13 protein-coding genes are annotated in these 12,017 nt (G+C 42.4%); 10 read left to right on the forward strand and 3 right to left on the reverse strand.

Annotated features, from left to right (window positions below):
- Positions 1-864 precede the first annotated feature (864 nt).
- Positions 865-1,320: a hypothetical protein gene (locus tag AMBT_RS07145; RefSeq protein WP_013783939.1), complete on the forward strand. Its 456-nt coding sequence runs from the start codon at positions 865-867 to the stop codon at positions 1,318-1,320.
- A gap of 101 nt (positions 1,321-1,421) precedes the next feature.
- Here AMBT_RS07145 and cadR read toward each other — a convergent pair whose 3' ends face one another.
- A complete protein-coding gene (gene cadR, locus AMBT_RS07150) occupies positions 1,422-1,847 on the reverse strand; it encodes a Cd(II)/Pb(II)-responsive transcriptional regulator (RefSeq protein ID WP_013783940.1) in 426 nt (141 codons plus the stop codon).
- 81 nt (positions 1,848-1,928) lie between these two features.
- On the opposite strand from cadR, the gene AMBT_RS07155 reads away from it, so the two are divergent.
- From AMBT_RS07155 to AMBT_RS22580, 9 genes are all read left to right on the forward strand, one after another.
- Complete coding sequence (locus tag AMBT_RS07155; RefSeq protein WP_013783941.1) at positions 1,929-2,555, forward strand: cation efflux transmembrane domain-containing protein; 627 nt, start codon at positions 1,929-1,931, stop codon at positions 2,553-2,555.
- The gene (locus AMBT_RS07160) at positions 2,552-2,917 is read left to right on the forward strand and encodes a DUF3703 domain-containing protein (RefSeq protein ID WP_013783942.1); all 366 of its coding nucleotides are present in this window, start codon (positions 2,552-2,554) and stop codon (positions 2,915-2,917) included. The genes AMBT_RS07155 and AMBT_RS07160 overlap by 4 nt, the downstream gene beginning before the upstream one ends.
- Positions 2,904-3,815 carry a cation diffusion facilitator family transporter gene (locus AMBT_RS07165; protein ID WP_013783943.1) on the forward strand — a complete coding sequence of 304 codons (912 nt, stop codon included), beginning with the start codon at positions 2,904-2,906 and terminating at the stop codon, positions 3,813-3,815. Before AMBT_RS07160 ends, AMBT_RS07165 begins: the two co-directional genes overlap by 14 nt.
- A gap of 19 nt (positions 3,816-3,834) precedes the next feature.
- Positions 3,835-4,212, forward strand: a complete 378-nt coding sequence (locus AMBT_RS07170; protein WP_013783944.1) for a hypothetical protein — start codon at positions 3,835-3,837, stop codon at positions 4,210-4,212.
- Between the two features lie 73 nt (positions 4,213-4,285).
- Positions 4,286-5,713 carry a TolC family protein gene (locus tag AMBT_RS07175; RefSeq protein ID WP_013783945.1) on the forward strand — a complete coding sequence of 476 codons (1,428 nt, stop codon included), beginning with the start codon at positions 4,286-4,288 and terminating at the stop codon, positions 5,711-5,713.
- The gene (locus AMBT_RS07180) at positions 5,706-6,653 is read left to right on the forward strand and encodes an efflux RND transporter periplasmic adaptor subunit (protein WP_013783946.1); all 948 of its coding nucleotides are present in this window, start codon (positions 5,706-5,708) and stop codon (positions 6,651-6,653) included. The genes AMBT_RS07175 and AMBT_RS07180 overlap by 8 nt, the downstream gene beginning before the upstream one ends.
- Before the next feature lie 60 nt (positions 6,654-6,713).
- Entirely contained in the window at positions 6,714-9,821 is a 3,108-nt protein-coding gene (locus AMBT_RS07185; protein ID WP_013783947.1) for an efflux RND transporter permease subunit, read from the forward strand.
- 139 nt (positions 9,822-9,960) lie between these two features.
- Positions 9,961-10,545 carry a methyltransferase family protein gene (locus AMBT_RS07190; protein ID WP_013783948.1) on the forward strand — a complete coding sequence of 195 codons (585 nt, stop codon included), beginning with the start codon at positions 9,961-9,963 and terminating at the stop codon, positions 10,543-10,545.
- 101 nt (positions 10,546-10,646) lie between these two features.
- Positions 10,647-10,787, forward strand: coding sequence for a hypothetical protein (locus tag AMBT_RS22580; RefSeq protein ID WP_013783949.1), 141 nt, complete (start codon positions 10,647-10,649; stop codon positions 10,785-10,787).
- Here AMBT_RS22580 and AMBT_RS07195 read toward each other — a convergent pair.
- Both AMBT_RS07195 and AMBT_RS07200 read right to left on the reverse strand, forming a co-directional pair.
- Positions 10,767-11,024 (reverse strand): helix-turn-helix domain-containing protein, encoded by a 258-nt coding sequence (locus tag AMBT_RS07195; protein WP_013783950.1) that lies wholly within the window; start codon positions 11,022-11,024, stop codon positions 10,767-10,769. The two genes, AMBT_RS22580 and AMBT_RS07195, sit on opposite strands and share 21 nt — an antisense overlap.
- A 93-nt stretch (positions 11,025-11,117) precedes the next feature.
- Entirely contained in the window at positions 11,118-12,011 is an 894-nt protein-coding gene (locus AMBT_RS07200; RefSeq protein ID WP_013783951.1) for a GIY-YIG nuclease family protein, read from the reverse strand.
- Positions 12,012-12,017 lie beyond the last annotated feature (6 nt).

The following is a 12,017-nucleotide window of genomic DNA, read 5'->3' on the forward strand; positions in this document are numbered from 1 at the left end:
GACAAACTGCTTAAGAATTGTAGTTGAGTTTAGGCGGCCTCAGGAGGCTAAACCCCGAGTAGAAATGATAAAAATTGAAGAAATAAAAGTTTGAAAAAGATGGTGCATTGATTGATTTCAAAACAGGTGCAACCATTGATGAAAGGTTAGAGCACGAGCCTAATTTACACTCACAAACACCGTCACAACACTTACCGTCGCACTCTGTGTGATTTTGATGTTCCGAATGTTCCGAATGTTGCGTATTGTCAAATTGATGTTGAGTCGCTACAGACTCAATGAAATTGGCAGTTGCATCATTTTTGTTTGAAGGCTCACATGCAACACTAGACAATGATAAAACAAGCAAAGCAAGGCACGCAGCGCATTTTACAAATGCACCAAGTAGTTCTTTGTCTATTTTATTTGCGTTCATAATGTTGCTCAAACCCCGTCAATATCGGGTAAAAAGTTCACATATGTAGGTAAATAATGCAATCAACCTTACAGAAATAAAAAATCGCTCTTCTACAACAAATCAAGTCAAAACGCCCTAGTTCTTGGGAAGTAGAGCACAACTTAATGTCCATATAGTCACTCTCTCCTAGTCTTATTTGAGAGTAGTGCAAAAAGCAGTCCGACTATGACTAGTCAAGCCTAGATGAGAGTTTTAGCCTCTTTCTTAATTGAAATAAGCGAATAAGTGGTGACGTTTTCATGGCTTAATTTTTAATTTAAAGTGACCCAACGTGAAACGACACATAAACGAGCGGATCTGACAAATTTGTAATGCAACTGTAATCTAGCCGTTATGATTTTAAGCGGTATTTAATTTAAATTTCTGTCTGGAGCCTTTTTAATCTGTGCGGGATATCGAGAGTTAGTATGAAAATAGAAAGTGTAAGAGATATTTTAGAGTGGACCATGGATTTCCATAAACAACTAGCAAGCTGCCTCACGCATTGCGAACCAAATAATTCTGAGCGCTCAAAAATGGCAATGCAATACTTGATTGCTCATGAGGAGCATTTAGCAGCGCTTATTAAATCATTTTCAGTGAAAGCGGAATCTGGAGAGTTGGAAACGCTCTTTATAGAATATTTGGAAAAGAATCCAATAGTTTTACACGAACATTGCGACGGCGCATTTGAACAAAAGGCAGACTCAGAGATTGCAGCAATCGTAATTGAACAACATCAAGAAGTGATAGCACTTTATTCTTATCTAAGAGAGCAGGCTGTAATCCCTCATCATAAAGAACTTTTGGACAACTTACTGGCACTGGAAAATCAAGAAATTGTGCGGATGGCTCAAGGATTAAATAGATTTCAGGATATTTAACTTTATAACCCAATCGGTAAAACTAGCGTTTCATTGGAAATACTATTTATTGTGAGGCAACAACTTGTTATACCGTTCGCTAGCGAACGAGTCATTGAGGCTCAGTCGTTACGTTTTGCAGGGCAGTGCGAATCTACAATGCTGTCTATTCTGTGCAAAACACCGCATTCCTTGATTTTCTTATCGTCGTTACAAGCGGCTCGCATGGATTTAAGTGTTTTCTGTAGAGCGTTTAGCTCAGATATTCGATGCTTAATATCATCAATATGTTTGTCTATTGTTGCATTGACGTTTTCGCAACTGCTTTCTGGGTTAGTTCGTGTTTCTAGTACTAAACTAATTTCTTCAATCGTCATATCTAGTGCGCGGCATTGCTTAATAAACAGCAACTGCTTTAGTGCTTCGTCCGAATAACTTCGATAATTCGATTGCGTGCGCTGTGGTGCTGCTAACAACGCCTTTCGTTCATAAAAGCGAATAGTTTGAATACTTAGGCCTGTTTTATCTGCTAACTGTCCTATTTTCATTTTACTTTACCTGATGCGCTTGACTCTATACCAAGTATAGAGTTTACACTTGTGTCATAAGTCAGTAAAGCGAGTGTTTTTATGAGCGGCTGTGGGTGCGACATTGAAATCAAAGACCAAGAACAAAAAAGGGTGTTGTATTGGTTATTAGGCATTAATGCCGTAATGTTCGTTGTTGAAATGAGTGTAGGGTTATTGGCTGACTCAACAGCGCTTATTGCAGATTCAATGGATATGCTTGCGGATGCGGTGGTGTATGGCATTGGTATTTATGCAGTGGGTAAGACCATCATTCACAAAGCAAACGCCGCAAAAATTAGCGGATATTTTCAATTGATTCTAGGCCTTATTATTTTATTTGATATTGCTCGTCGTTTGATATTAGGCAGTGACCCCGAGTCATTGTTAATGATGGGGATGGGTTTTGTTGCCTTAATCGCTAACGTTATATGTTTAGCAATCATTAGAAAACAGAAGAGTGGCGAAGTACATATGCGAGCGAGTTGGATTTTCTCGGCGAATGACGTTATTGCCAACATGGGCGTAATTACAGCGGGCGTGACGGTTTACTTGTTTGACACTCGCTGGCCTGATTTAGTGATTGGCTTTATTGTATCTCTTATCGTCTTGCGGGGCGCAGTCTTAATCTTAAAAGATGCTAAGCAAGAACTTCGTAATAGCAGCGCATCTAATGGAGAAGTGTTATGAATTTCACACAAGCAGCAAAACCTTATGTAGAAGAAAAATTAAGAGATGCTCAACATGCATTTACAAATCAAGATGAAGAAACAGAATTTAAAGCCCTTGAGGATGCGCATGTGATTGGTCAACACTCTACTTTTCATCATACCCGAGTACACTATGAAATGCTTAAATTTGGCTTAAAACGCAAGGATACTAAAGAAGTCTTCGGGCAACTTTTCAGGCTGATTGGTGCGGTTACCAAAACGGCTGTTGGTTTGTTGCCAGAGGGCAATACTGGCGGGGCAAATGTAAGCCCGTTTAAACCCATACCGCTTTCACCTGCAAACAAAGTAATCTTGGATAAGATCAAACATGCACAGTCATAATCATTCACATAACAATACACACTCAAATGGCAATTCAGACGATGCATCAAGGCGCATTGGCTGGGCGTTCTTTTTAAATGTGGTGTTCACCATCATCGAGTTTATTGGTGGTTGGCTGACCAACAGCACCGCTATCATGGCAGACGCGGTGCATGACCTCGGCGATAGTTTGTCAATTGGCACAGCTTGGGGATTGAACAAACTTAGCGATAAATCAGCTAATAAAACCTTCTCATATGGATATAAGCGCTTTTCTTTATTGGGCGCGTTGATTAACGGTTTAGTGCTCACGGTAGGCTCTATTTGGATATTGTTTGAAGCAATCCCTCGTTTAGCAGAGCCTGAAATGCCCCAAGTAGAGGGGATGTTAGCCTTATCTATTTTTGGTATGGCAGTAAACGGTTTTGCCGCTTATAAACTAAGCGAAGGAACATCATTAAACGAACGAGTGCTTAATTGGCACTTGCTAGAAGATGTTCTCGGTTGGGTGGCAGTATTTATTGTATCCATCGTCTTAATGTTTAAGCCTTGGGCGATTTTAGATCCCATCCTGTCCATTGGCTTTACTTTGTTCATCCTCTTCAATGTGTTTCGTAACCTAAAAGAAACCCTGATGCTATTTTTACAGGCAACGCCAGATGAAGAGCAAATGTCAAAAATCCGAAACGACTTGCTTGCAAACGATAAGGTAAGCGACCTCCATCATTTTCATATTTGGTCTTTAGACGGAGAGCGCAATGTTATGACTGTCCACCTTGTGTTGGAAGGAGAAGTCAGCGTTGAGCACATACAGTCATTGAAAGAGAGCATACAAAGCTCATTAGCCAAATATCACTTTGAACATACTACCGTTGAGCTAGAATTTGCCGATGAACAATGTCGTGACGAAGTGAAATAGGCTTGGTAAACTCGCACCCATGAAAAATTTAAAACGTATAAGTTACATCATGATCTCGCTGATACTCTTTCAGTCGTTTTCTGCTGTGGCCAATTCATTAGATTTTCATGCAATAGATACCCAACATTTGCAACATGAACACCAGCATTCAGAGCACAATCAAGCTTCAAACGATATGCCAACTAAGGCGCTGGGTGAGTCAGTAAAAGCAGATCACCATAATCCTGCCGATTGCCATCATTGTGGCCACTGCCACGGTACGCATGCACAGTGGTTAAGTCAGCACAACATCAACAATCTACAATCTGTGGTATCTATCCACAACTTTAATTATTTGGATGCGATTATCGACGCACCCATCAACCGATTACTACGCCCACCCAAAACACTATCCTAATATCGCTTTCGAAAGTGTCTCGCTGCAAAAAACGCGCGACGCTGAATATTGATAATATTATTAGGATATTCTAATGAAAATGTTTCATATTTTTATGCATGCACGCGCCATGGCGTTTGCTTGCATGCTGGGCTTAACATTGAGTCCAATTACCGCACAAGCGGTGCAAACTAATCGCTATTTAGATGAAGGTGTTCAAGCGCCCGTGCGAGAAACGCTAAGCCTTGAAGATGCAATCAGACTTACACTTGCGAATAATCCAAGTTTGTATGAGTTTGAATTTAGACAGCGAGTAATTGACGGTGAATCAAAAACCGCCGCGCTTAAACCCGCACTGAATGCTGGGATTGAACTAGAGAACTTTATGGGAACCGGCGAGGTGTCGGGCATTAAGGAGCTCGAAGTCAGTTTGACCTTGTCATCTGTACTACAGCTCAACGACAAGCCTAGTGCAAGATTAGACGTACTCTCCGAGCGTAAAATTCAACAAGAGGTGGAAAAGAAAATACGCACATTAGATGTCCTTGGCGAGCTGAATCGTCGTTACATCGAAGCACTCGTATTGCAGGCCACCTTAGGCGTGCAAAACGACGCAGAGACACTTGCACTCTATACCTATAACGCAGTTTCTAAGCGCGTTGATGCAGGCGCGTCACCATTGCTAGAGCAAAAACGCGCCCAAGCAGCGCTAGCTCAAGCAAAACTCGATGTTAAATTAGCTCAAGAAGGTCTTCAATTTGCATTGCGCAGTCTTGCCATTATGTGGGGCGAACAAACGCCCACTTTTAAGCGCGTGGAGGGTAAGCTTTTTGCGTTTCAAGACATTGGGTCATTCGAGATGCTTTCTGCCGCTATCCAAAGCAGTCCGCATATAGAGTTGTTCGCAAAACAAAGCCGTGTTCAAGCAGCGCAGCTTAGATTAGTGCAAGCCAATAATCGAGCTGACATTGAGTGGTCAGCGGGTGTTCGACGAATACAAGGTATTGATGAAATCGCTTTAATAGCCGGGATCAGCGTGCCACTGTTTCAACAAAAACGAAACCTAGGTGAATACGAGGCGCAAAAAGCTCGCCTTGATGCAATAGAATTCCAAAAACAGAGTAATGTGCGCAGTCTTTTACATTCAGTTAATCAGGCCTTAGGTGAGCACACTAGCGGATTATTAAAGGTTGACGCTATCCAACAAACTGTCATACCGCCTCTTACAGAAGCCTTGGATTTAGTCGAAAGCGCCTATTTAGATGGCCGGTTTAGCTATTTGGAATGGGTATCCACTCGACAAGAGTTCTTAAATACGCGCCTGACATTAATTGACGCGGCGTCTCAAGTGCACCTAAGCAAAACAGAAATTGAAACGCTTACCGGTCTCGCACTTAAGGCTCCACAAAGCAGCAATGCAAAAACTGATACTGCAAAGAGCAACGCTTCCAAAAAGCTAGCGCACAACATCACTATGCAGCAGCCATCAAACATTTCGATAAGAAGTAACGATCATGAATAAATTTACTCAATTAAAAACATTCACAATATTAAAAGTACTCGTTTTAAGCGTCACGCTAATGATGATACATGGGACGGTGAGCGCGGGAGACAAACACGCAGACGGTGATTCTCATGAGGATGATAAACACGCTGGTGAGCTCGTCACGATGAGCGACGAGACTGCTGTGCAAAATGGCATTACCACCACAAATGTCATTGCTGGCGACATTGCCCTCTCGACCACACTTTATGGCCGAATAAGTGCAGATCCTGCTTCTTTGAGTCATATCAGAGCGCGTTTTGACGGTGTGATCAAAGATGTCAAAGTTAATATTGGCGACACAGTTAAAAAAGGGGATGTTTTGGCGGTCGTAGAATCAAATGAGAGTTTAAAAAGCTACTCAATTACATCTCCATTTGATGGCAACGTAATAGCGCGGCATGCCAACAATGGTGAGTTATCAAACGGACAAGTACTATTTTCCTTAGCCAACTACAAGGATGTGTGGGCACAGTTAACCGTGTTCTCGCAGCACCTCGGCAAAATTAAGGTCGGACAAGCTGTTGAATTAAGGCATGCAAACTTTGAGCAGCTATCTGAAATTGCCTACCTCACGCCATCTGCCGATAGTAGTCCGCATTCGCTTGCCAATGTCCCTGTTGACAATAGCAGTGGCTATTGGCCATTAGGCACCTTGGTAAAAGCGCAGGTAACGACAACCACCAAGGCCGTGAGTCATATGGTGCCTGTGACTGCTATTCAAGAGTATGAAGACAAGCAAGTGGTATTTGTTAATCATGATAATGAATATAAACCACGACCCGTGCAGCTCGGTGTAACTGATGGTCGCTATATTGAAGTCATAAGCGGCATTGAAATAGGTGAGCGCGTGGTGGCTACCAATAGTTACCTGATCAAAGCAGATCTGGAAAAATCGGAGGCCGGTCATGACCATTAATGCCTCAATACAACCCGAATATGCATCTTTGCTACTGCAAGGCTTTAAGGGAGGCTTAACATGTTAGCTTCCATTATTCGCACTGCAATAGACAGGCGCGGTATATTTTTGATGCTGAGTTTTTTAGTCATTGGTTTTGGCTTATTTAGTTATCAAAAGCTGCCTATTGACGCCGTACCCGATATCACCAATGTCCAAGTACAAATCAATACTCAAGCAACAGGTTATTCGCCGCTTGAAACCGAGCAGCGCATCACCTTTTTGGTAGAAAACGCTTTAGCGGGATTGCCAAACTTAGATTATACCCGTTCACTATCTCGTTATGGCTTGTCACAAGTTACCGCCGTTTTTGAAGAAGGCACCGACCTGTATTTTGCCAGAAACCTCATTAATGAGCGGATAGGCATTATCAAAAGTCAGCTACCCGAGGGTATCGAGCCTGAAATGGGGCCGATTGCCACAGGTTTGGGTGAAATCTACATGTACACACTCAGCGCTGAGCCAGGTACATTGACGGCTGACGGCAGAGACTTTGATGCGATGGCACTACGAGAACTGCATGACTGGGTGGTGAAACCTCAACTCGCTTTAGTAAAAGGTATCACCGAGGTTAACGCTATTGGCGGCTTTACCAAGCAATATCATGTGAATCCTGATCCTCAACGTATGCTTAATTATGGTGTGAGCACTGACGATCTGCTGCGGGCATTGGAGCGAAATAATGCCAATCAAGGTGCCGGATACATCGAACGTAACGGTCAACAAATACTGGTGCGCTCTCAAGCGCAACTGGCCACAATTGAAGATATAGGTAATGTAGTGGTAACACTCACTAACCAATCTCCAGTGACCGTCAACGATATTGCCGAAGTGGCTATTGGTAAAGAGCTTCGAACGGGGGCTGCGACACGAGAGGGTAAGGAAACCGTCTTAGGCACTGCCATGATGCTTATTGGTGAAAATAGTCGCGCTGTGGCCTTGGCAGTGGCTGACAAAGTGGATGAAATCCAAGCTAGCTTGCCCGAAGGTGTGGTATTAGAAACTGTTTACGATCGCACCGCGCTGGTAGATAAAGCCATCAATACCGTCCGTAAAAACCTTATTGAAGGCGCATTACTGGTGATTGTGGTGTTGTTTCTTCTGCTTGGCAATATAAGAGCCGCCATCATTACCGCCGCTGTGATACCGCTCGCTATGCTCGCCACAATAACTGGGATGGTGCAAACAGGCGTTAGCGCAAACTTAATGAGCTTAGGGGCGTTAGACTTCGGGTTAATTGTGGATGGTGCGGTTATCATCGTTGAAAACTGCATTAGGCGCTTAAGTGAAGCGCAGAGGCGAACTGGCTCAGTACTGCCCATCAAGGAAAGACTTGAAGTTGTGTATGAAGCAACCAACGAAGTAATACGACCTAGTCTTTTTGGCGTGATGATTATTACCATTGTATATATCCCTATTTTTAGTTTAACAGGGGTCGAAGGGAAGATGTTTCACCCGATGGCGGCCACCGTCATCTTGGCATTACTTGCTGCGATGGTGTTCTCAATCACTATTGTGCCAGCAGCCGTTGCGATGTTTATGTCGGGTAAAGTCAGTGAAAAAGAGAGTCCAATCATAGTAGGGGCGAAATCGGTGTATCGTCCGGTTCTTTTATGGGCGCTTAAACTACGTTGGTTGGTAATAGGCTCAGCGACATTATTGGTTGTTGTAAGCGTTTGGCTAAGCATGCGACTTGGCTCTGAATTTATTCCTCAACTTGATGAGGGTGATATTGCCTTGCACGCTATGCGAGTGCCCGGCACTGGCATTGAGCAAGCCGTGGATATGCAAAAAAGGCTTGAAGACGTCATTATGCAGTACCCACAAGTGAGCACTGTCTTTGCTAAAACCGGCACGGCAGAAGTTGCCACCGATGCGATGCCGCCAAATGTTACAGATACGTTTGTGATGTTGAAACCTATCGACCAATGGCCAGATCCTACTTTATCTAAAGCCGAATTTGTCGAGCAAATGGAGCGTGAGCTTCAAAGCGTACCTGGCAATAATTACGAGTTTACTCAACCTATACAAATGCGGTTTAACGAGTTAATTAGTGGCGTCAGGGCTGACTTAGGCATAAAAATTTATGGGGATGATTTAAATAAACTGCGCGATTCGGCCGGTGATATATTAGCGGTACTGCAAGATATACCCGGCGCTGCGGATGCACGCGTTGAGCAAGTTGATGAGATTCCTATCTTTACCGTGAATCCCAAACCTTATGCTTTAGCGCGTTACAATTTGGATGTCACTGACCTGCAAACTTGGTTAAGCGCATCGATTGGCGGCAAAGAAGCAGGCTTAATATTCGAGGGCGACAGGCGATTCGAGATAGTCGTGCGCTACTCAGAGGATATTCGCAATAATCTTGATAGGCTAGGCAGCATACCTATTATGACAGGGGATGATGATTATGTGCCTATAGCAGAGGTTGCAACGCTTGAATATGCCAGCATACCCAGTCAAATCAGCCGAGAAAACGCCAAGCGCCGTATTGTGGTAACGGCGAATGTAAGAGAGCGCGACCTAGGCTCGTTTGTTACCGAAGCAAAAATGCAAATAGCAGAAAATGTCATATTGCCAAGTGGTTATTGGGTCGATTATGGCGGCACGTTCGAGCAGCTTGAAAGTGCAAGTCAACGATTGAGCCTTGTTGTGCCAGCGACGCTTTTCTTAATTCTTGCATTGCTAGTTATTGCCTTTGGCTCGGTGAAAGATGCATTGATAATTTTCACTGGCGTGCCTTTAGCATTAACGGGTGGCGTTTTTGCGCTATGGGTGAGAGAGATGCCCTTGTCTATATCAGCAGGCGTTGGTTTTATTGCGCTGTCTGGCATTGCTGTGCTTAACGGTTTGGTTATGTTGTCGTTTATCCGTCAAAGGCTGGAAGAGACAGGAGAGTTAATTAACGCTATTGTTGACGGTGCATTAACGCGTTTGCGGCCGGTACTGATGACGGCATTGGTTGCTAGCCTTGGTTTTGTGCCAATGGCGCTTAATGTGGGAACGGGAGCAGAAGTGCAGCGACCACTAGCGACGGTAGTTATTGGCGGGATAATATCTTCTACCTTACTTACATTAATAGTTTTACCTGTTTTATACCGACTTGTGCACAGCAGGAAGAATTAGCCACATTTGGGGCATTAGCCGTTGTTTGTTAACGCCCCAATTTCACTTATTACACTTAAACGTCATCGATATGTGTTGACCCTATATTAAGTATAGACTTTATAATCATAGTTTTATGATATGACTAAAAAGGGTAGATATGATTTCGCTGGTGTTGATAAGTGCTTTTATATTGCTTGCAGTAGTCGCTCGAAGCTTTGTGCAATATAAAAGGAATGGGGATTTTGGCATTAGAGCAGCCTCGTTAAGCGCTCCGATGATAGAGATTTTGCCCGGTACTATGTTTGTGATTACATTTTGCCTAGCGTTTGGTGTGATACTCATTGGGTATTTTGGCAAAGTGCCCCTTTTGTTTGTTGTTCCACTGCCATTTCAGGCTTTAGGTCTTGCGGTTGGGACTTGTGGAATACTCGTCACGCTCTTATCTCAAATCCAAATGGGTGATTCATGGCGAATTGGTGTCGACCAGAAAGAAACGACGACGCTCATTACGCATGGTATTTATGCAAGGTCTCGAAATCCGATTTATTTCGGCATTTATATATTTTGGTTGGGGTTATGTTTCACATTCGCACATCTACTGCTATGGGCTTGCGCCTTAATATGCTGGATTTGCATTGAACTGATTGTTCGGAAAATTGAAGAGCCATATTTAATAGAAGTGCATGGGGATGTGTTTCAAAAATACATGCGGAAGACTAATCGATACATACCTAAGTTATGACGTTCGTTTAATTTTTAAAAATATACGATGTGAGACTTGATTTATAAAAACTGAGCACAAATGTATACTGTATATATTATCAGTAAGGTAAAGGGAGTCACATGGATGTATTAAATGTTGAAAACGAACTTCGCGAAGTTGTAGCCAGAGTAGTGACTCAAGTAGAGCTTTCGAACAAGCAAGGCCGCTTAGACATAAATTTAGCGATGGAAGATGCTAATCTATCGATACCTTGCCTTTGAAGATAATTTGACGATTAAATCCAAGCCGATCGCCGGATCTACTTCTATTGCTTTACAATATTCTACGTACTCTAAGATCGTTAAATTACGCTGTGCTTTTTCAATCTTACTTACTGTTTGAAATGGCTCGTCAATTCTTTCTGCTACATCTCTCAAAGTTAAACCTTTCTGTTTACGTATAGTTTTAAGCCAACTCGTAAGGGCTAAATAATCGGGATGTGCAAGAGATTTAATCATCTCCGCATTATGACAGCGAAATCTTTTGTCCCGAAATTGGGGAATTGCGATTAGTCTAGGTGATTATTGGTGAGCTTGCTATCTTAATTATGTCTAGATGATAAACGCGGCAAATCCAACATTGCTGACTAAATACCCCTTCAGTGTCGCTGCCAACTTATCGTTAATAATAAATTCTTCTCTGCCACTAATAAGCTGCCCATGCTCCTTTAAATAAGACAAAATAGCGGATTCCTCTTTAATTGGAGATTCAACATATTTACATAAGAATGTAGTGTCAGTATTTATCTTTTTTGCTCTGAGATGTTCATTGTGGCGTTTTTTTATTTCACGCTCAGTCTGACCTATTTTAACCCGGTACAACGCATTTTCTTCAGACAACATTGCTACGTAAATGAAGCCTGGCTTGTCAGAATTCACTGTATTTTCGTGCAACCACCACTTTTTCCCATCATTCATATCTCTTACAATTGTATTGTGTAATGCATGCTTATCTGTAATTTGATTGTCTACTATGTATTTGACCATCTGTTTGTACAAAGGAGTGCTAAGGTAGGGCAGATCAGCAATATCCCATCCAAGCTTTAAAAAATTGGTTCGGTACTGCACAGGGCCTATCATTTCGTATAGGAGTTGGTCGATGATGCTTCGTTTTATCTTTAACTGCGATAAAGCTCCCTTTACACCGCTTTCAGCAATCACTGAAAGTATTTCTGCACACCTTAATAATTTAACTGGATGTTTGTTTACAAGAGCCTTAGAGCACGAGCGCGAGAAGTATACGCCTCGCTCGTTACATTTAGATTTTAAATCAAACCCTCGTTCGCGAACTAATAATTTGAAATCACGAGAATAAATATTATTTTTGTTAGCATACCTTGCAAGGATACCAATGGTGACAAATCCAAAGAATTGGTCACTTAAAACAAAATGATTAAATACATGCTCACATATAGCGAGGTCTTTTTCATAAGAGCTAACTGTCATATTTAT

The organism is Alteromonas naphthalenivorans, assembly GCF_000213655.1.
Lineage (GTDB): Bacteria > Pseudomonadota > Gammaproteobacteria > Enterobacterales > Alteromonadaceae > Alteromonas > Alteromonas naphthalenivorans.